The sequence below is a fragment of the Neisseria sp. S1 genome, assembly GCF_048060015.1.
Lineage (GTDB): Bacteria > Pseudomonadota > Gammaproteobacteria > Burkholderiales > Neisseriaceae > Neisseria > Neisseria arctica.
This window is the reverse complement of record NZ_JBLUPI010000002.1, coordinates 236,609-257,496: the sequence shown is the minus strand read 5'-3', so window position 1 is coordinate 257,496 and position 20,888 is coordinate 236,609. Positions and strand designations below refer to the sequence as shown.

18 protein-coding genes and 1 pseudogene are annotated in these 20,888 nt (G+C 44.2%); 12 read left to right on the top strand and 7 right to left on the bottom strand.

What is annotated here, in order from left to right; all coding sequences use genetic code 11:
* Window positions 1-34: 34 nt before the first annotated feature.
* Window positions 35-418: pseudogene (locus tag ACEPPX_RS02870) on the bottom strand (thiamine ABC transporter substrate-binding protein); the annotation flags it as partial.
* A 270-nt stretch (window positions 419-688) separates the two neighbouring features.
* On the opposite strand from ACEPPX_RS02870, the gene groES reads away from it, so the two are divergent.
* The 9 genes from groES (at window position 689) to ACEPPX_RS02825 (ending at window position 10,311) form a co-directional block, all read left to right on the top strand.
* Window positions 689-976 (top strand): co-chaperone GroES, encoded by a 288-nt coding sequence (groES, locus tag ACEPPX_RS02865; RefSeq protein WP_047761187.1) that lies wholly within the window; start codon window positions 689-691, stop codon window positions 974-976.
* 88 nt (window positions 977-1,064) lie between these two features.
* Window positions 1,065-2,711: a chaperonin GroEL gene (gene groL / locus ACEPPX_RS02860; RefSeq protein ID WP_416622863.1), complete on the top strand. Its 1,647-nt coding sequence runs from the start codon at window positions 1,065-1,067 to the stop codon at window positions 2,709-2,711.
* Between the two features lie 343 nt (window positions 2,712-3,054).
* Window positions 3,055-5,037 carry a PhoX family protein gene (locus ACEPPX_RS02855; RefSeq protein ID WP_416622862.1) on the top strand — a complete coding sequence of 661 codons (1,983 nt, stop codon included), beginning with the start codon at window positions 3,055-3,057 and terminating at the stop codon, window positions 5,035-5,037.
* 389 nt (window positions 5,038-5,426) lie between these two features.
* Window positions 5,427-6,176 carry a Nif3-like dinuclear metal center hexameric protein gene (locus ACEPPX_RS02850; protein ID WP_416622861.1) on the top strand — a complete coding sequence of 250 codons (750 nt, stop codon included), beginning with the start codon at window positions 5,427-5,429 and terminating at the stop codon, window positions 6,174-6,176.
* Between the two features lie 121 nt (window positions 6,177-6,297).
* The gene (gene petA / locus ACEPPX_RS02845) at window positions 6,298-6,879 is read left to right on the top strand and encodes a ubiquinol-cytochrome c reductase iron-sulfur subunit (protein WP_047761191.1); all 582 of its coding nucleotides are present in this window, start codon (window positions 6,298-6,300) and stop codon (window positions 6,877-6,879) included.
* Between the two features lie 17 nt (window positions 6,880-6,896).
* Window positions 6,897-8,246: a cytochrome b gene (locus tag ACEPPX_RS02840; protein ID WP_416622860.1), complete on the top strand. Its 1,350-nt coding sequence runs from the start codon at window positions 6,897-6,899 to the stop codon at window positions 8,244-8,246.
* 14 nt (window positions 8,247-8,260) lie between these two features.
* Window positions 8,261-9,049 (top strand): cytochrome c1, encoded by a 789-nt coding sequence (locus ACEPPX_RS02835; protein WP_082131259.1) that lies wholly within the window; start codon window positions 8,261-8,263, stop codon window positions 9,047-9,049.
* A gap of 207 nt (window positions 9,050-9,256) precedes the next feature.
* Window positions 9,257-9,862 (top strand): glutathione S-transferase N-terminal domain-containing protein, encoded by a 606-nt coding sequence (locus ACEPPX_RS02830; protein WP_047761194.1) that lies wholly within the window; start codon window positions 9,257-9,259, stop codon window positions 9,860-9,862.
* 23 nt (window positions 9,863-9,885) lie between these two features.
* Window positions 9,886-10,311, top strand: coding sequence for a ClpXP protease specificity-enhancing factor (locus ACEPPX_RS02825; protein ID WP_416622859.1), 426 nt, complete (start codon window positions 9,886-9,888; stop codon window positions 10,309-10,311).
* Between the two features lie 161 nt (window positions 10,312-10,472).
* Here the strand turns inward: ACEPPX_RS02825 and ACEPPX_RS02820 are convergent, their stop codons facing one another.
* The 3 genes from ACEPPX_RS02820 to tsaB are packed head-to-tail and all read right to left on the bottom strand — an operon-like array spanning window position 10,473 to window position 12,374.
* Window positions 10,473-11,261, bottom strand: a complete 789-nt coding sequence (locus tag ACEPPX_RS02820) for a uracil-DNA glycosylase family protein (protein WP_416622858.1) — start codon at window positions 11,259-11,261, stop codon at window positions 10,473-10,475.
* Window positions 11,255-11,701, bottom strand: a complete 447-nt coding sequence (rimI, locus tag ACEPPX_RS02815; protein WP_416622857.1) for a ribosomal protein S18-alanine N-acetyltransferase — start codon at window positions 11,699-11,701, stop codon at window positions 11,255-11,257. The genes ACEPPX_RS02820 and rimI overlap by 7 nt, the downstream gene beginning before the upstream one ends.
* 1 nt (window position 11,702) lies before the next feature.
* Complete coding sequence (gene tsaB / locus ACEPPX_RS02810; protein WP_416622856.1) at window positions 11,703-12,374, bottom strand: tRNA (adenosine(37)-N6)-threonylcarbamoyltransferase complex dimerization subunit type 1 TsaB; 672 nt, start codon at window positions 12,372-12,374, stop codon at window positions 11,703-11,705.
* Between the two features lie 206 nt (window positions 12,375-12,580).
* Between tsaB and gluQRS the strand changes: the two genes are divergently transcribed.
* A complete protein-coding gene (gene gluQRS, locus ACEPPX_RS02805; RefSeq protein WP_047761198.1) occupies window positions 12,581-13,471 on the top strand; it encodes a tRNA glutamyl-Q(34) synthetase GluQRS in 891 nt (296 codons plus the stop codon).
* A 104-nt stretch (window positions 13,472-13,575) separates the two neighbouring features.
* Here gluQRS and rpoH read toward each other — a convergent pair whose 3' ends face one another.
* From rpoH to ACEPPX_RS02790, 3 genes are all read right to left on the bottom strand, one after another.
* Window positions 13,576-14,445, bottom strand: a complete 870-nt coding sequence (gene rpoH / locus ACEPPX_RS02800; protein ID WP_416622873.1) for an RNA polymerase sigma factor RpoH — start codon at window positions 14,443-14,445, stop codon at window positions 13,576-13,578.
* Between the two features lie 377 nt (window positions 14,446-14,822).
* A complete protein-coding gene (lnt, locus tag ACEPPX_RS02795) occupies window positions 14,823-16,370 on the bottom strand; it encodes an apolipoprotein N-acyltransferase (RefSeq protein ID WP_416622855.1) in 1,548 nt (515 codons plus the stop codon).
* A gap of 99 nt (window positions 16,371-16,469) precedes the next feature.
* A complete protein-coding gene (locus tag ACEPPX_RS02790) occupies window positions 16,470-17,348 on the bottom strand; it encodes a DUF808 domain-containing protein (RefSeq protein ID WP_416622854.1) in 879 nt (292 codons plus the stop codon).
* A gap of 310 nt (window positions 17,349-17,658) precedes the next feature.
* Between ACEPPX_RS02790 and ACEPPX_RS02785 the strand changes: the two genes are divergently transcribed.
* Both ACEPPX_RS02785 and hisC read left to right on the top strand, forming a co-directional pair.
* Complete coding sequence (locus tag ACEPPX_RS02785; RefSeq protein ID WP_416622853.1) at window positions 17,659-19,407, top strand: potassium/proton antiporter; 1,749 nt, start codon at window positions 17,659-17,661, stop codon at window positions 19,405-19,407.
* A gap of 396 nt (window positions 19,408-19,803) precedes the next feature.
* On the top strand, window positions 19,804-20,886 hold the full coding sequence (gene hisC / locus ACEPPX_RS02780) for a histidinol-phosphate transaminase (RefSeq protein WP_416622852.1): 1,083 nt from the start codon (window positions 19,804-19,806) through the stop codon (window positions 20,884-20,886).
* The last annotated feature ends 2 nt before the right edge of the window (window positions 20,887-20,888 follow it).

Genomic DNA, 20,888 nt, shown 5'->3' with positions numbered 1-20,888 from the left:
TGTTTGGCTTTGCTTCGGTCCCGCATACTTAGCTTTAGCGCAAAACCGTGCGTATCCAGCGGTTGACCCACTGCTGCTGTTTGCGGGTGATGGTGCTGTAACCGGGTGTACTGTGCTCCGGCGGCGGCTCTGCAAAGCCAAAGGCGGGAGGAAGGCGGGTGTCTTTGATGGCCGGGTAGACCCACATTTCGGCGGGTAGCGCCTGTTGCGCCTCGGGGGTCTGTAGAAAGGCCACCAGCTTGCCGGCCAGTGCCGGTTGGGCTGCTCCTCTTAATACCGCCGCGCCTTCTACCTGACGGTAAACGCCTCCTTTGAGTAGCAGGTTCCCTGTCGGCGGAACCTTGTATCGGCCCTTGCTGAAGAAAACCTCCGCCGCAGGGCTGGTGGTGTAGCTGACTATCAATGGACGACTACCACCACCAGATCATGTAAGATATTTGTAGTATATGAAAATTTTTATTTTTGCAGGTACTAATTTTAAGTATTTAAATATAACCACAATTTGACTAACTTTGATTATTTTTATGAGTACAAAATAATTTTGAAAATTACTTGAATTTGTTGTATTCACCCTTATTTAGGTAAGTATTGAAATCCGGTATTTGTATTTACTGTTAGAGTACAAATACTGATTTTGTTTGAAACATCTGCCTTTGCAGGTATTGTTATATTTTATCGGAGCATACACATGACCATTCGTCCTTTACATGACCGTGTAGTTGTTAAACGCTTGGAAGCTGAAGAAAAAACTGCCTCAGGTATTGTATTGCCGGGAGCTGCTGCTGAAAAACCAGATATGGGTGAGGTAATCGCCGTAGGCGCAGGTAAAGTTGGTAAAGACGGCCAGCGTCGTTCTTTAGATGTTAAAGTTGGCGACAAAGTAATTTTTGGAAAATACAGCGGTCAAACTGTTAAAGCTGATGGTGAAGAACTATTGGTAATGCGCGAGGAAGATATCTTTGGCATTGTAGAGTAATCTGTTGTTTTAATATGAACAAAAGGCGCCATCTAAATAAGATTGGGCCTGCTTATAAATATATTTAAGTTAAAAGTTGGAGATGAAAATGGCAGCTAAAGACGTACAATTTGGTAATGATGTTCGCCAAAAAATGGTAAATGGTGTGAATATCTTAGCTAATGCAGTTAAAGTAACTTTAGGTCCGAAGGGACGTAATGTAGTATTAGATCGTGCATTTGGCGGTCCACATATCACTAAAGATGGTGTATCTGTGGCAAAAGAGATTGAATTAAAAGATAAGTTTGAAAACATGGGCGCTCAAATGGTTAAAGAAGTGGCGTCTAAAACTTCGGATGTTGCAGGTGACGGTACTACTACTGCTACCGTATTGGCACAAGCGATTGTTGCCGAAGGTATGAAATATGTAGCAGCGGGTATGAATCCGACTGATTTGAAACGAGGTATTGATAAAGCTGTTGCTGCCTTGGTAGAGGAGTTGAAAAATATTGCGAAGCCGGTACCTGAAAAGTCAAAAGAAATCGCTCAGGTTGCATCAATTTCTGCTAACTCTGATGAGTCAATTGGTGCCATCATTGCCCAAGCTATGAATGAAGTAGGTAAAGAAGGTGTCATTACCGTAGAAGATGGCAAATCATTAGAAAATGAAGTAGAAGTAGTGAAAGGTATGCAGTTTGACCGCGGTTATCTATCTCCTTATTTTGTAACCGATGTTGAAAAGCAAATTGCAGGTATGGATAATCCATTTGTATTGCTGTTTGATAAAAAAATCAGCAATATTCGTGATTTGCTGCCTGTGTTGGAGCAAGTTGCCAAAACTAGCCGTCCGTTGTTGATTATTGCAGAGGATGTTGAGGGTGAAGCTTTAGCAACTTTGGTTGTTAATAATATCCGAGGCATCTTGAAAACCGTTGCAGTGAAGGCTCCTGGATTTGGTGATCGTCGTAAAGCCATGTTACAAGATATCGCTATTCTTACAGGTGGTACCGTTATTGCTGAAGAAGTAGGTTTGTCATTGGAAAAAGCTACTCTGGATGATTTAGGTCAAGCTAAACGTATTGAAGTAGGTAAAGAAAATACTACGATTATCGATGGTTTAGGTGACAAGAATGCCGTTGAAGCCCGAGTGAAAGAAATTCGTACCCAAATTGAAATTGCAACCAGCGATTATGATAAGGAAAAACTTCAAGAGCGTGTGGCTAAATTAGCCGGTGGTGTTGCCGTGATCAAAGTCGGTGCTGCTACTGAAGTTGAAATGAAAGAGAAAAAAGACCGTGTAGATGATGCCTTGCATGCTACTAGAGCAGCTGTAGAAGAAGGTGTGGTAGCGGGCGGTGGCGTAGCACTTTTGCGTGCCCGCTCTGCATTGGAAAACCTCAAAGGTAGCAATGCTGATCAAGATGCAGGTGTAGCAATTGTACTGCGCGCAATCGAGGCGCCTCTTCGTCAAATTGTTGCAAATGCTGGCGATGAACCAAGCGTAGTTGTGAATAAAGTATTGGAAGGTCAAGGTAACTTTGGCTTTAATGCTGGTACCGGTGAGTACGGTGATATGATTGAGATGGGTGTTTTGGATCCGGCGAAAGTAACCCGCTCTGCATTACAGCATGCTGCTTCTATTGCAGGTTTGATGCTGACTACTGATTGTATGATTGCTGAAATCCCGGAAGATAAACCTGCTATGCCAGATATGGGCGGCATGGGTGGTATGGGCGGCATGGGTGGTATGATGTAAGGCCGTCTGAAAAGTACCCACAAGTTTAAAGCCTGCAAACCACTGTTTGCGGGCTTTTTTATTTTTTGATTCTTAAATGTATCAACATATTAAAGTTTGGTTAGGGTTTAAGAAAATCAATGTATTTACTGCATTAGCTTCTTGCATTCAATGGTAAGGAATACTGAGAACTACTTTCGCATTAAATTAATCAGGATTTGATAAAACATTTAAATATGAAGCTGATACCCTGTAGTGGCTGTAATTGAAGTGTCATCAAACGCACATAAAAATGTCATTTTAAGAAGTTATGCTTACTATGTTTTATATTTTAAGTAAAAACTCAATTTAAAAGGACAAAATCATGGGCCGACCTCTAAAAAATCATCTGATTAAAAACAGCCATGCCGATGAGATTAGTAATGAAAGTAGTAATACTGCATTTTCACATGTAATGAATGTGCATGTATCACGTCGTAGCATATTGCAGAGTAGTAGTGCGCTGGGGGTGGCAGCCGTTTTGCCATTGGGTTTATTCGGTGGCCATAGTTCTACACAAGCAGCCGTATTGGAAAGTAGGATGCAACGGGCAAAAAAGCTGAATTTTCATTCAGTGCCATTTTCAACTCAAGATCAAGTGATTGTACCGAAAGGATATACGGCTCGTGCATTTTATAAGTGGGGGGATCCGGTCGGTATTCCAGGGAAAATGCCGGTATTTAAAACAGATGCTTCTAACACTACACAAGAGCAAGCATTACAGGCTGGTATGCATCATGACGGTATGGCTTTTTTTCCTTTACCGTTAGGTTCGGAAAGCAGTAATCACGGTTTGCTGGCCATGAATCATGAATATGTTGATAATGGTTTGTTATTCAAAGATGGTACGGCCAATTGGGATTTAAACAAAGCGCGTAAGAGTCAAAATGCGATGGGCGTTTCGGTAATAGAGGTAAAAAAAGGTGCTAGAGGTTGGGATGTTGTCCGTCCGTCTCGTTATGCGCGTCGGATTACGCCGCATACTCCTATGGGTGTTACCGGGCCTGCCAGAGGTCACCGTTTGATGAAAACGCACGCTGATTCACGAGGTGAGCGTATTCTTGGAACGATGCAGAACTGTGCCAACGGCTATACTCCTTGGGGAACATATCTAACGTGCGAGGAAAACTGGAGTGATATTTTTACGAATCCGAGTGGCAAGATTACACCTTTGGAAAAGCGCTATGGTATCGGTCAAAATGATGATAGTTACCGCTGGAGCGAAGTAGACGATCGTTTTAATAGTGAGAAAAACCCCAATGAGCCTAACCGTTTTGGCTGGATTGTGGAAATTGATCCGTTTGACCCTAAATCGACTCCGCGTAAACATACTTCGCTGGGGCGTTTCAAACATGAAGGTGCTAAGGTTACTGTAACGCCGAACGGGCAGCTGGCTGTTTACATGGGAGATGACCAACGGTTTGAGTATATCTATAAATTTGTATCAAAAAATAAATATCAACCAAATAATCGCGCTGCGAATATGCGTTTGCTGGAAGAGGGAATCCTTTATGTTGCACGATTTAATGAGGATGGAAGCGGAGATTGGTTACCTTTGATACACGGACAAAACGGCTTGACTGTCGAAAACGGGTTTGAAGACCAAGGTGAAGTATTAGTAAAAACCCGTATGGCCGCTGATATGCTAGGTGCGACCAAAATGGACCGCCCTGAATGGATTACGGCAGATCCGTTTATTTCAGGCAGCATTTATTGTACCCTTACCAACAATAGTCAGCGTGGGCAGGCAGGTAAGCCTTCAGCCGATGCCGCCAACCCACGCAACGATAACCGTTTCGGACATATTATCCACTGGCAGGAAAGTAATGGTGATGGTACACAAGTTACCTTTAAATGGGATATCTTAGTATTGGCTGGTAACAAAAATGCTGTAAAAGCAGAACATCAAGGCAATATTAATGGTGATGATTTCGGTAGCCCTGACGGCTTGGCTTTTGATAATCGTGGTGTGCTGTGGATTCAAACAGACGTTTCTACATCAACATTAAATGCCAAAGAGTATGCAGGTATGGGCAATAATCAAATGGTTGCAACTATTCCGGGTACTAATGAGTATCGCCGTTTCCTAACCGGGCCGAATGGTTCGGAAATTACCGGAATCGCGTTTACACCTGATAACCGTACTATGTTTATCAATATCCAGCATCCGGGGGAACCGAGTGAGGGAGATACAGACCCGGCAAATCCTTTGGCTATTTCCAGCTGGCCGGACGGACCACAAGGTGGCCGGCCGCGTGCAGCAACGGTTGTTATTACTAAAGATGATGGAGGAATTATCGGTAGTTAACCGATTGAAAAGATTAAAGGCCGTCTGAAAATATTTCAGACGGCCTTTTATTTTTGGTGCATTTTTATATTTGGGCTTCGGTATAATAAAAAGTAGGAGAAGCAAACGGAAATTAAAAATAAAATATCTGATATAAAATTCTATCTGGTAAATTATTCTAACAATCGTAGTTATATGCATTGTTTGTAACAAGTTATATGGAAAGGTAACTATGCATTATTTAATGCAGACAAATCGAGATGCAGTTTTCATATCGAAAACACTATTTGATTATTAATTTTGTTATAGAGCCGTTATAGTTTGAGAAGCCGGCTTTATTTGTTTAAATCTTTTTAGTTAAACCCAGGCCTGGTACAGGCCGTCTGAATAGTTAGAGAATTGGAGTCCTAATGATTACACGCCAAACGTTATTAGCCTGGTGTGACGATATGTTGCAGCCCCATCTATTCAAAGATTATGCTCCAAATGGTTTGCAAGTTGAGGGTGCCGAAAATATTAAGAAAGTTGTAACGGCTGTTACTGCCAGCCATGCTGCTATTACATATGCAGCAGATAGTGGGGCGGATATGCTTTTGGTACACCATGGTATGTTTTGGAAAAATGAATTACAAACAATTACCGGTTGGAAAAAACAACGAATTGCAACATTGTTGAAACATGAAATCAGTATGGTTGGCTATCACCTTCCTCTCGATGCTCATTCCGAGTTGGGTAACAATGCTCGCTTAGCAGCACGAATGGGATGGATAACCGAGCGGCAGTGTGGCGAACAGAATCTGTTAAATATAGGCTGCCTTAACCAATCGCAAACTTTGGCAGATTTGGCAGTACAGCTTGAAAAGCAGCTTGGTAGAATCCCGGTTGTTGTTGGAGATGTTGAGAAGAAAATTAGTAAATTAGCTTGGTGTACGGGTGGTGCACAAGGTTTTTTCCAAACAGCTATTAATGAGGGGGTGGATGTTTTTGTTACCGGAGAAATTTCTGAGGCGCAATATCATTTGGCTAATGAAACTGGGATCGCCTTTATCAGTGCGGGACATCATGCCACAGAACGTTACGGTATTATGGCGTTGGGGGAGGCCATAGAGGAAGAGTTTGGTGTACAAATTGATTTTTTTGACGAACAAAACCCTGCATAAAATCAAAGTTTGTCGTAAAACTTTACGTTATTTTAAATAATACTTTAAGTATCCCTATAAAATCAGGTAGAATTACGGCGTTTAATGGCTCGGTATTTCCCATAATTAGGATGACTGAATAATGGATAATAAAGAAATCAATCAAGGACGCCGCCGCTTCCTTACGCTGGCTACGGCCGGCGCCGGCGGGGTGGCCGCTCTCGGCGTGGCTACACCGCTGGTGGCCAGCTTTTTCCCATCGGAAAAAGCCAAAGCAGCGGGCGCGCCGGTAGAAATCGATGTCAGCAAAATTGAAGCTGGCCAACTGCTGACTGCAGAATGGCAAGGTAAGCCGATCTGGGTGCTGAATCGTACTGAGCAGCAGCAAAAAGATTTACCAACCTTGGATGGAGAATTGGTAGATCCAACATCGGAAGTAGACCATCAGCCGGCAGATTGTAAAAACCCGCTGCGCTCGTTGAAGCCGGGAATTTTCGTTGCCATCGGTATCTGTACTCATTTGGGCTGTTCTCCCACATTCCGTCCGGATGTGGCTCCTGCTGATCTGGGTGCGGGCTGGAAGGGTGGTTTCTTCTGTCCTTGCCACGGTTCCAAGTTCGATTTGGCTGGCCGCGTATATAAAGGCGTACCGGCACCGACCAACTTGGTTATTCCGCCTTACAAATATCTGACCGACACCACTATTTTGGTCGGTGAAGGTTAAAAGAAAAGGGACCCATTATGGCAAACCAAAGCAATAATGAAAATAAATCATTGTTAGGCTGGGTGGACGCGCGTTTCCCTTTGTCTAAAATGATGAAAGAGCATGTAACCGAATATTACGCACCTAAAAACTTCAACTTTTGGTATTTATTCGGCTCATTGGCTATGTTGGTGTTGGTGATTCAAATCGTTAGCGGCATCTTTCTAACGATGAACTACAAACCCGACGGTAACCTGAACCAATACCATCTTCCTGCTGCTTTTACCGCTGTCGAATACATCATGCGCGACGTATCGGGCGGCTGGATTATCCGTTATATGCACTCCACTGGTGCATCCATGTTTTTTGTTGTCGTGTATCTGCACATGTTCCGTGGTTTGATTTATGGTTCATTCAAAAAACCACGTGAATTGGTGTGGGTATTTGGCTCGCTGATTTTCTTGGCATTAATGGCAGAGGCTTTCATGGGCTATCTGTTACCTTGGGGGCAAATGTCTTTCTGGGGTGCTCAGGTAATTATTAACCTGTTTTCCGCCATTCCTGTAATCGGCCCCGATTTGTCAGTGTGGATTCGTGGTGACTTTAACGTTTCTGATATTACTTTGAACCGCTTCTTTGCTTTGCATGTAATTGCTCTGCCCTTGGTATTGGTTGGTTTGGTGGCGGCTCACCTGATCGCTTTACATGAAGTCGGCTCAAACAATCCGGACGGTGTTGAAATCAAGAAATTGAAAGATGAAAATGGTATTCCTTTAGATGGTATTCCTTTCCATCCTTATTACACCGTTAAAGATATTCTGGGTGTAGTAGTATTCCTGATTGTATTCTGTGCAATCATGTTCTTTGCTCCTGAAGGTGGCGGCTACTTCTTAGAGGCACCTAACTTCGACCCGGCTGATCCGATGAAAACGCCTGCGCACATTGCTCCGGTATGGTACTTCACGCCTTTCTATGCAATCTTGCGTGCTATTCCTTCTTTCTTTGGAACGCAAGTGTGGGGCGTATTGGGTATGGGGGCAGCAGTAGTTTTGATTGCCTTGTTACCCTGGTTGGATAAGTCACCGGTTAAGTCTGTTCGCTATCGCGGTCCGATCTTTAAAACCATGCTGGTATTATTTGTAATATCTTTTATTGGTTTGGGTATTTTGGGGGCATTGCCTGCAACCAACGTACGTACAGTTGTGGCACAAATTTTGAGCTTCATTTACTTTGCCTTCTTCTTGGGAATGCCGTTCTATACCAAGATTGATAAAAACCGCGAAGTACCTGAGCGTGTAACCATGGGCACCAGCAAGCAACGCATGATGTTCTGGGTATATGTAGCCATCACATTGGTTGGTTCTTACCTATTTGCAACCAATATCTGATGAGGGCAGTAAGAATGAAAAAAACACTTAAAAATTGGTTTGCCGTACTGCTTTTCGCAGTTCCGATGGGGGCGGCTTTTGCGGCAGGTGGTCACGCGAACTATGAAAAAGTCCATATTGATTTGGGTGATCAAGTCAGCTTGCAGCGCGGCGCTCAAATTTTCACCAACTACTGTTTGTCTTGCCATTCGGCCTCAGGTATGCGCTTTAACCGTCTGCAAGATTTAGGTTTGACTGAAGATCAAATTAAGAAAAATTTGATGTTCACCACAGATAAAGTTGGTGATGTGATGCAGGCCGCTATGGCACCTGAGGACGCCAAAAAATGGTTTGGTGTTGCTCCGCCTGATTTGACTTTGATTGCCCGTTCACGCGGTGCAGACTACTTGTATGCTTATATGCGCGGTTTTTATAAAGATCCTACCCGCCCGACAGGTTGGAATAATACCGTTTTACCTAATGCGGCAATGCCTCATCCTTTGTGGGAACAACAAGGTATTCGTGCGGTAGAATTGGATGCTAAAGGCCGCCCTGTAATGGAAACCGATGAGCATGGTAACTTAGTACCCAAGTTATATTGGGAGTCCACTGGCTTACACAGTCGACGTTTACCCAATGGTAAGGTTATCGAAAAAGAATATGATGACTATGCCCGTGATCTGGTGAATTACTTGGTATACATGGGAGAGCCTGCCCAAATACAGCGTAAACAGGTTGGCTATATCGTTTTAATGTTCTTGCTGGCAGTTATGTTACCTTTGGCATACTTCCTGAAAAAAGAATATTGGAAAGATGTGCATTAATTAAGTAGATTATTTAAGAGGGCAGAACCAATAGGTTTTGCCTTTTTTCTTGACTTTTAACCTGATGATGCGTTGGTGAAATTTATATTTAAATCAATGTCTTGAATTGATTTTGTGGAAGAAATTTAAGAAATTCGTTATAATTTGCTAACTTTGCAAATATTAAAGGCCGTCTGAAACCGAGCCTGTTTAGGAGCAGTATTTATTATGATGACTTTGTATTCGGGTATTACTTGTCCATTTAGCCAACGGTGCCGTTTTGTTTTGTTTGAAAAAGGCATGGATTTTGAAATTAAGGATGTTGATATCTTTAATAAGCCGGAAGATCTGGCCGTAATGAATCCTTACAATCAGGTACCGGTATTGGTGGAGCGTGATTTAATTCTACATGAATCTAATATTATTAATGAATATATTGATGAACGCTTCCCGCACCCTCAGTTAATGCCCGGTGATCCTGTAATGCGTGGGCGAGGTCGTTTAGTATTGTACCGTATGGAAAAAGAGCTGTTCAGTCATGTCCAAGTATTAGAAAACCCTGAGGCAGGTAATAAAGAGCAAGCGAAAGCTCGTGAGGCAATTGCGCAAGGCTTGACTATGTTGGCTCCGGCATTTGCAAAAAATAAATATGTATTGGGCGAAGATTTTTCGATGATTGATGTGGCATTATCTCCATTGCTTTGGCGCTTGGATTATTATGATATCAAACTGGGCAAGAGTGCTGCACCATTATTGAAATATGCTGAGCGTATCTTCCAGCGCGAAGCATTTATCGAGGCACTTACTCCCGCAGAAAAAGCTATGCGCCGATAATGCCGTCTGGAACAGGATAGAAAATGACTACTTCTACCAAACCTTATCTATTACGTGCATTATATGAATGGTGTATGGATAATAACTATACGCCGCACATTGTGGCATGGGTTAATGAACATACGCGTGTTCCGATGCAATATGTTCGGGATAACGAAATCGTATTAAATATTGGTGCAAGTGCGTGCCATAATCTGGTAATCGATAATGAATGGGTCAGTTTTTCTGCTAGATTCGGTGGCGTTGCACATGAGATATGGATTCCTGTCGGGCATGTAATCAGCTTTTTTTCTCGGGAAAATGGCGAAGGTTTAGGTTTTGAATTAGAGCCTTATGAACCTCGGAGAAAAGAAACTATCCCCGTAGAGGAGGAGACGGCAGAAGCTGTTGAAGATGGCTCGACAGATAAAAAAGCCAAAGCTAAAAAAGGTTTGCGTTTAGTGAAGTAATTCTATTGAAAAATAGCCGCTCCGAAGAGCGGTTATTTTTATTCCGGCATATTGGGAAGGATGAGAAACAGCTTTTACTTATTTTTATGTAGATTTGTGATTTGCGAAATTTTATTATATTGATATTGTTTTTATTGGGCACTTACAAGTTTAACCTATCTTTACTTGAGTAATGACTGGATTTTTTTTAGTGTTTGCCAAGTTTCGGCTTTTAGTTGTGGTTGGCGAAGCAGGCGTGCAGGATGGGGAATGATAAAGCGGGGAGTATTACCGCATAAGGTGTTTAGCACATCAGATTGTTCGGGTTGTTCGAAAATTTGCCCCATTAATAATATGGCAGAGGCTTCAGCTTGCTTCAATTCGGCTTGTATACGGGGTAGAGCTGCATAGATTTGTTCGGTTGTCGGATTAGGACTAAAGATAGCTGTATCGTTTACCCAGGTAGTTTTATATACGGTGTCATTTGATAAATTAATAGATTTCAGCATGTTACTCAGTAAAATGCCAACATCCCCGCTAAATAATTCTCCTGCTAAGTTATCTTCGGGGGCAGGGCAGATGCTGACAATCATTAGCGGAACAGGTTTGATATTCGCTGTCGGGGCAACGGTTGCTTCAATTATAGATTGGCTTTGCGTGTTTTTTGAAGAATGAGCGTCGGAATATGGTGCGGAAATACCTACCTGATTTTTTCGGATTGTCATGCCGGTGGACGCAGGCAGTGATCCGATGGCTGCCATAGCTGCTAACCGGGCATGATTTTCAGGTTGGGGTTGTGATGCTATATGTGAATCGTGGGGAGTCGGTATTTGCTTTGCCGTTGTAAAATTTTTCTCGGCTTCGTGGGTATTTCTTTCATGGTCGGAAGATAGTACTTTGGCTCCTCGTAGAAGCCATATTGGCCCTAAGCCCAAAGCTTCATGCAAGTGGATATAGCGACTGCTTAGCATATTTTCTCCATCCATACAGCATCTTCACGATTGCCGTCAGGTAAACTGTAATAGTGCCGGCGGCGACCACATTCACAAAAGCCGTGCTTTACATATAAGGCTTGAGCTGCTTGGTTTCCGGCACGTACTTCAAGCAGGCAGCGTTTTACAGTTTGTTCTTTAATTTTTTCAAACCATTTTTGTAGTAGCTTCGAAGCTAGGCCCAGGCGCCGGAACGCGGGGCTAACGGCAAGCAAATGTAATTCTGATTCATCGGCAATGGTTTGCCAAACGATAAACCCTGCCAAAGTTTGTTTATTTTCTATGACCCAAATTTCATTATGGCGGTTGTATAAAGCCGTCTGAAATTGTTTATCTGTCCAAGGTGAGGGATTACCTGTCGCATCCAAATTTGCCAATGCACGGCAGTCTGCCTCTATGGCTCTGCGTATTTCCCACATACTATAGCCCTTTACGTGCGGCTTGCTCTTTGGCGGTTAGCGCAATTTTGTTGCGAACATATAAAAGTTCGGCATGAGCAGGCTCAGTGGCAGGATAGCGTTGTGTTTTTGCTAATACAAGATAGTTTGAGGCGCTTGGCATATCGCTTTTGCCGTTTAGCGGGGGAGGCTCTGCCAATGAAAAAGCATTGCCGATACCTTGTGGGTTGCTGGCATTTTCAGGTAAGGGAATGGCAGTGGCTTTACCGACTTGATAGTCGCTTAGCCGTTGCGAGGTACAGGTATCGAACCATGCGTAAAACACTTCGCCCATGCGGGCGTCTGTAGCGGCTAAAATACATTCCCCTTTAACTTGATAGGCAACTGCATCTAAGCAAGGTATACCAATTAACGGGATATGAAATGGAGTGGCCAAACCTTGGGCAATACCTGCCCCAACCCTCAATCCGGTAAATGCTCCGGGCCCTTGTGCATATACGATAGCTCCTAAATCTGAAATTTTAATATCGGCTTCATCCATAAGATGACGGATATGAGGCAAAATCAGTTCAGACTGCTTGGGGCCGACATCTTCATGGTATAGGAATTGCTGGCTATCGGTATGCAATGCAATTGATAGATAACTGGTACTGGTATCAATGGCAAGGATAGGGCGGGAGAAATCTGGGAGCATAAATTTTTCGGTATCGTGTAAAACAGCGGGTATTATAACACTTCAATAGCATGGATAATGAAAGAGGCCGTCTGAAATCGTCCGGTAGACCAGTGTGCAAATTGTTATAAAATTCCCCTTCTATCTTGAATCATATTAGGATTTATTCGGAATAAAAGTTAGGGATTCAGAGTTTTAAATCGTAATTTTTAATTAGTGAATATTTGATGACTAATTATATTGGACGGTTCGCGCCCAGCCCAACGGGCCTGTTACATATTGGCTCTCTATTAACGGCAGTAGCTTCTTATATCGATGCCAAAGCGCACGGGGGGAGCTGGCTGTTGCGTATGGAGGACTTGGATCCGCCTCGCGAAATGCCCGGTGCGGCCGATCATATTTTACGCACTTTGGAAGCGTTCGGCTTTGAATGGGATGGGCAGGTCTTGTACCAAAGTAGTCGGGATGCTGCTTATCAACAAGTATTAGGCTACTTGAAAGCTCAAGATTTAGTTTACCCTTGTGATTGCAGCCGTAAGGTTTGGCAGGAAGCCGCAACTATAGGGGCAGACGGATTTGTATATAACGGCTACTGTGCAACTTTGGATAAGAAACGGCTTCTAAATAAGAAGCCGGCTTGGCGGATGCGGGTGCCTAGGCAGGAGTTTGGTTTTGAAGACAGGATTGTCGGGTATTATGAACAAAATCTAGCCGAAGAAATCGGAGATTTTGTTTTATTACGCGCAGATGGCTACTGGGCATACCAGTTGGCTGTTGTAGTGGATGATGCGGAACAAGGCGTTACGCATATTGTGCGCGGGCAGGATCTCCTGGTTTCTACACCACGTCAAATATGGCTTCAAGAATGTTTGGGTATTCAAATACCCAAATATGCACATTTGCCCTTACTGGTGAATGCAAAAGGGCAGAAGTGGTCAAAGCAGACTTTAGCTCCCGCTTTGGATTTGAATGCTTGTGAGCATCTCTTAAGACAGGTATTGGCTTATTTAAACCTCCCGGAAGCACCGCAGGTAGCTCGACCAAAAGATTTGCTAGATTGGGCAGTAGGTTGTTGGGATATTTCCAACCTCCCGAAAACGGCTATTTGCACAGAGTAGCCTAATTCCGGCTTATATCTCAAAACTATAAAAATGATTAAAAGGCCGTCTGAAAATTTCAGACGGCCTTTATTTTGTAGAGACTTTAAAGATAAAGTAGCTTTTTAGACGGCATCAACCTCTTCGCTTAAAAAGCCGCGTAATTTCTGCATGGCTTTTGCTTCGATTTGTCGGATACGTTCGGCAGATACACCGTATTCTGCAGCCAGTTCATGTAAAGTCATGCCGCCATCGTCTTGCAGCCAGCGGGTTTCAACAATACGGCGACTACGGTCATCCAACTGAGCCAACGCATTTTGCAAGCCTGTGGTTTGCAGCTCGTAATGGGCTTTTTGCGCAATTTGCTGAGTAGGTTCGTTATTGTTATCGGCCAACCAATCAATGGGAGAAAAGCTGTCTTCGTCATCATTGTTTTCAGCCATGATGCCGATATCCCGCCCGGTCATGCGCTGTTCCATCTCCAGCACTTCATTTAATTTCACGCCCAGATCATCTGCAATAGCTTGTGCTTCTTTAGGAGAAAGAGCGGAGAGGCTTTTACGCATGCTGCGCAGATTGAAAAACAGTTTACGTTGGGGTTTGGTGGTGGCAACGCGAACCAGGCGCCAGTTGCGCAGAATAAATTCATGTATTTCGGCTTTAATCCAGTGAACGGCAAATGAAAACAGACGGGCGCCGCGTGAGGGCTCAAAGCGTTTTACGGCTTTCATGAGGCCGATGTTTCCCTCTTGGATGAGATCCGCTTGATTTAGGCCGTAACCATCGTAACCGCGGGCAATGGAAACCACTACACGCAGGTGGGAGAGTATCAATTTTTTTGCGGCTTCGAGATCGCCGGAGAGTTGGCGCTCGGCCAAAGAAGTTTCCTCTTCGGGGGTGAGCATGGGAATACTGTTTACAGTATGAATGTATTGCTCCAAGCTGCCGTGGCCGGTAGGAACAGGCAGGGTCAAAGCGGTATTCATGGTCATCAGTTTTTTCCTTTGTGTATAAGCCTGCTGCTTTACAGTAGCAGCGGGGCGTTTATTCTAGCATGGTTTTTAGAGTTAGAGGGTGTGCTAACGAGGTGCATTCAACCGATTGGCGTTGGTTGTTTTGAATTAGATAACTAAATTATGTATAGATTCAATGGGCAATAGGTTAAATTTTGTATTTTTTTAAAATTGATTGTTTTTTAATATTTGAGTAGTTTACTCGGGATATGGAGAGTGTGCAATGTTTGTTTGGGTAATATCATGCAAGGGGGGATTGCGATATTGCCGATATGGAGAAATCCTGCTTAAGGCCTTGAAATAGATAAATTTATACTTCTATCTTTTATCTTTTTTCAATGCCTTAAGCAGGCAGATTGTTAGGGAATATGGCGGCGTTTACCGGATATATAGAGAATAAGGCTGAGAATACTTAGTAAAATCACCAAAGGCCAAGAGCCACCGAGTCTCATATAGGGTGTTTCTCCTGTATAGCCTTCGATTTCGCCTTCTAACACAATGGCAGTATTGGGGGGGGCTAAGGAAATTACATGCCCTTTCGGATTAATGATGGCAGTAGCCCCGGTATTAGTAGCGCGTACCATATAGCGGCCGAGTTCCAAAGCACGTGCTTGAGATTGTTGCAAGTGTTGGAACATAGCATTGGATTTGCCATACCAAGCCATATTGCTGGCGTTGGCTAAAAGAGTAGATTGCTTGGCCGCTGCAATGAGTTCGTCACCGAAGCCATCTTCATAGCAGATGTTAAATGCAACTTTTTGGTTAGCCATTTGAAAAATTGGTTGGTTTGAGCCGCCGCGCTGGAAATCTGCCAAAGGCATATCCATGATATTGTAAAGAGGTTGAATAAGTGATGGCAGCGGCTTGTATTCCCCAAAAGGTACTAAGTGGTTTTTTGAGTAACTAGGAAATTTCGGGTTGTCCGGGTCGTAGTCGGCCAAGTTGATAACCGAATTTAAATAACCGGTTTCATTTTCAGTATATTGGGCTATACCTATGGCCAAAGCACTACCGTTACGTTTGGCTTGGTCGGCAAATTGGTTGATTAGACCGGGCGGGAGTGCTTGCCTGATAACCGGTATGGCTGTTTCGGGCAGGATAACGATATCAGCATGTGTGTAGGCTACTTGCTCATAATAGCGTTCGATGGTTGGGGCGAATTGGTCGTCGCTCCATTTAAGTGTTTGTTCTATATTGCCTTGAGCTAGCCCTACAGTGGTGCGGGTATTGTCGGGGCGGGTAAATTGCATATTACGGGCGGAGAAGCCGGCCGATAATATGACAGCTAAAACCACTAATGCGGTAAGGCGCAGTTTGGTGTGACCGCCGTTGTTAATGAATAAAACCAGCCATGCGCCGCAAAATGCAGTCGCAAGTGTAACCAAATGGATGCCGCCAATGGGGGTGAATCCGGCAAGCGGGCTGTTATCAGCGATTTGTGAGTATCCCAATGCGCCCCATCCGAAACCTGTAAGCAAGCGTTCTCGGGCAAACTCGGTAAGTGTCCACAAAATGGGAAGTACTACCCCAATGTGCAGCCAACGGGGCAATGTAAATTTTTCCCATAGCCAAAATGCAGCGGCAGGATAAAGGGCTAAAAACGCAGGTAGTAAGAAGGTAAATGGTACCGCGTAGAGATTGGGTAGGCCGGATACATCGTGTAATGCTGTGTGTACCCAGTAGAATTGAGCTGTATATCCGATTAGTCCGAAAAAATATGCGCTACGGACGGCATAACGCGGGCGAAGTTCGATCAACCGGATAAGTGCGCCAAATAAAATGGGCATCAGCCAAAAATGATAATACGGGGCGAACGTTAAAGGTGTGGCTGCTGCGAATGCGATAAGTAGCGGCCAATAAATAAAGGGCTTTTTCCAATATGATTCAAGTTTTTGAATAGTATTCATAAGTATTGGGATGAATAGGTAGGAGACCGTCTGAATTGTCTTGGCCGGTTGGCGGAAGTTTCAGACGGCCTCGGATTATACTGGTTTTAAGATTGCAGTTTAGTGGGCTTGTTTTTTCGAAAACATGCGTACTATGGGCAAAATAACCAAGCAGATAAATAATCCGGTCAGTAAACCTATCACCAAATTGGCTGATATACTGTATAAGCCATTGTTCCAGTGCATTTTTTCAAGGAAATGATGGATGAAGCCCGCATTGTGGGCAATGATGCCGCCGCCTACTAAGAACATGGCTAAAGTTCCGGCAATGCTTAATCCGCGCATAAACCAAGGCATAAAGGCAATAATGGCGCGTCCGCCGGCACGAGATAGTGCGCTGCGCTTCTTCATGAGCCAAAAGCCGATATCGTCCATTTTCACAATGCCAGCTACCAAACCATATACGAGTACGGTCATGCCGAGGCCGATAGCGGCCATGACTAATGATTTGGTCATGATGCTATAAGAGCCGACTACACCTAAGGCAATAATGATAATTTCGGCAGATAAGATAAAGTCTGTTCGGATAGCCCCTTTGATTTTGGCTTTTTCGTCAATGATTTCATCGCTGGCGCTTGGGGAGTCTGCATGAGTACTGTGCTTGTTAAGCAGCTTGTGTAATATTTTCTCGGCGCCTTCAAAACATAAGAATGCGCCGCCTATCATCAGTAGTGGCGTAATCAATACCGGCAGGTATACGGATAAAAGTAAGGCAAGCGGCACCAGAATTACCTTATTGACAAAGGAGCCTTTGGCGACCGCCCATACGATAGGCAACTCTCGGTCGGCAGAAACGCCGGTGACCTGATTGGCATTTAGGGCCAGGTCGTCACCGACCACGCCGGCGGTTTTTTTTGCCGCCACCTTGGTCATCATCGCTACATCATCTAAAACAGCGGTAATGTCATCAAGTAAAGTGAATAAAGAAGCAAATGCCATGAATGATCCTGTTTGGTTGGATAATTAAAGACGGAAGAGGCCGTCTGAAAACAGATAGATTATACTTTTAGGCGTTCGTTTTGTATGTTTTGTGGTGTTTTAATCTATATAGATGAGTGTTTAAATCAGTAAAGAGGTTATGCAAGGCCTTTTTATATCAGGTTAAAACTTTATATTACGTTGTAGAGAGTTGACATTATTGGCCATGAAATGTTTGAAATAATAAAAAACTATGTGTTGTACAAAGGATACATATAGAAATATGCTAAAATTCTGCTAATTTATTCTTTCTGACGGTTATTTAAAACAAATGGATGGTATTAACAGTTTATTTTTGCTTGGGGGATTGCTGCTTTTCATCAGCGTGATCTCAACTACGCTGTCAGCCCGGTTGGGGTTGCCGTTATTGTTACTCTTTCTCGGTGTTGGGATGCTGGCAGGAGAGGAAGGAATCGGCGGTATTCAGTTTGACAGTTTTGTAACGGCTACCTTAATAGGTCAGTTGGCTTTGGCCGTGATTCTTCTAGATGGTGGTTTGCGTACGAAATTGGATAGTTTTCGTATCGCTTTGAAACCTTCCGCCGTATTGGCTAGCTGGGGTGTAATTGCCACGGTGGCTTTGCTGGGTGTATTCGCCACACTTTATATGGGTGTCGACTGGCGCTTGGGCATCTTGATGGCGGCCATCGTAGGCTCTACCGATGCGGGTGCGGTATTCAGTTTGCTGCGTAATAGCGGCGTACGCCTGAATCAACGGGTGCAGGCGACTTTGGAAATCGAATCCGGTGCCAATGACCCTATGGCGATTTTCTTGGTAACCGCCTTGATTGCGCTGACGTTAAATCCTGAAGAGGCCGGTATCGGTTCTTTTTTACTGATGTTGGTACAACAGCTCGGTTTGGGCTTACTGCTGGGCTTTCTAGGCGGTAAGGTGTTGTCGCGCTTGGTGCGCCGTCTGAATCTTGCTGAAGGTTTGTATGCCCTGCTGATTGTTTCCGGCGGCCTGCTGGTGTTTGCGGTTGCCAATTTGCTTGGCGGTAGTGGGTTTTTGGCAGTGTACTTGGCAGGTATTTTGGTTGGTAACCAACACAGCCATGCTACGGAACATGTTTTGCGGGTGATGGATGGCTTAGCTTGGCTGGCTCAAGCATCGATGTTTGTCGTATTGGGTTTGCTGGTTTCTCCCTCGCGTTTGCTGGAACACGGCATGGATGCACTGGTTATCGCAGCCTTTTTGATGTTGGTAGCCCGTCCGATAGCCGTTATCAGCAGTATTTGGCGCTTCCATTACAGCAGGCGCGAATTGGCTTATATTAGCTGGGTAGGCTTGCGCGGCGCGGTACCGATCACTTTGGCAATGATGCCGTTGATGATGGGCGTGCCGAATGCGAGATTATTATTTGACGTGGCTTTTGCCGTAGTGATTTTGTCGCTGTTGATTCAAGGCGCAACCATTCCTATAGTGGCTCATTGGCTGAAAGTTACTGTTCCTCCGAAGCCGGAGCCTGCAGACAGCCGTGAAATATGGTTGTCGGAAAGCTCTTCCGTACAGCTGTTTGCATACCAAGTGGTTGCGGATGCTGAGGTAGAAGGCATGCATCCCGATGAAGTTGCTAGGGATTTGGATTTGCTTGCAACCCGTTGTTTCGCATTGATTCGTGACGATAATCGGGTTGAGCTTTCATTGGATACGCGGTTACAGGCCGGCGATCGGGCTTGGTATATTGTGCCGGAAGACCAAATCAATGTATTGGCTAAGAGGTTTGCCGAAACCGGCACTTCCATGGGGTTGGCTCAAAGCTTCTTCGGAGAGTTCGTCGTTAATCCGGCCAGTATGGCGAGTGACTTGGCAGATGCTTATGGTTTGAGTTTGGATGAGACAGAGCGAAACCTAACATTACAGGCTTTGTTTAAAAAACGTTTCGAAGGTGTGCCTGTAGAGGGTGACCGTATCGCCATCGGTCAGTTTGTATTGACTTTGAAAGAAGTGGATGCAGACGGCAATATGCGCTGGCTGGGGTTGAAGTGCCCGGTAGACGGCTCTCCGGAGGCCGTATAAATTATCTTGCAATCATTTGTTAATACTAGGAAACCACCCGTTTAGTTCGGGTGGTTTTTTGCTTTTTGAAATAATGTAGGATTCGACGGCTATTGGCTAGAGTTCGCTATATTTTAGACGGCTAGGGTAGGTATCATTTATATGAATATCAGTATATGTGGCCATATCATATTTTTAATAACGGGATTGCTGGCCAGTTGCTGATAAATCTGTGTGCCTATACCGTATACGCAGTCTTTTATGATACATTTGCAGACTGGCTATCCTTTATCGGTATAAGTATTCATATTATTTTTTAAAGATTAAATAATATGGGTGGTTGTTGGTTTATTTGACAGACTGCCTTGTAGTGCTTATTGGATGGGAATACGAAAATTTCAGTTGAGAGATAGATAAATGTCTGCCCTTAAAGATATTATCCGTGCCGATGTGCGTGCGATGACGGCTTATCAGGTAGCTGATTTACCTGAAGATTTTATTAAGTTGGATGCGATGGAGAGTCCGTATCATCCGTTTTCGTCTTCTCCCGAATTACTTGCCCAATGGCAGAGCAGTTTGGCTGCCGCACCTATCCATTTATATCCGAATCCGGCTACCAGCGGTTTACAGCAGGCTTTGCGCAAAGCGTTTCGTATCCCTGACGCGGCGCAAATCGTGTTGGGTAACGGTTCGGATGAACTGATTCAGTTGCTTACTATGCTGGTGGCGAAGCCGGATGCCGTTATCTTGACGGTTGAGCCTAGTTTCGTCATGTATAAGCACAACGCTGTGGCTTATGGTTTGGACTATGTAGGTATTCCTCTAAATGATGATTTTAGCTTGAACCTACCTGCAGTTTTGCAGGCTGTTGAAAAGCACCGCCCGGCGTTAGTTTTCTTAGCTTACCCTAATAATCCGACCGGTGTGAGCTTCAGCCGGGAAGAAGTTATGGCGGTTGTGCGTGCGGCTCCGGGTATCGTTGTGGTAGATGAGGCTTATGGCCCTTTCAGCCGCGACAGTTTTTTAAATGAAGCTGGGCATATTGAAAATCTGGTAGTGGTTCGGACTGTGAGTAAAATAGGCTTTGCCGGTATCCGAATCGGCTATGCTTCAGGCAGCCCTGTCATTATGAATGAGTTGGCAAAAATTGTGCCGCCGTACAATATGAACCAACTTAGCTTGTTAACGGCTAAATTTGCAATGGAGCATGCGGATTTGATTGAAGCGAATACCGCTAAACTGAAGTCGGAACTCGGCAGAATGTTTTCCGAGCTCTCTGGTATAAGCCGTCTGAAAGCTTTTCCAAGTGATGCGAACTTTATTACCATTCGCGTTCCGGATGCGCAGCTTCTGTTTGATACATTGAAGCAAAACAAAATTTTGATTAAAAAATTACACGGTATGCATCCGCTTCTGGATCAATGCGTCCGCATTACGGTGGGTACGCCCGAGCAGAATGATGCTGTTTTGGCCGTGATCCGACAACTTTATGGGAATTGATT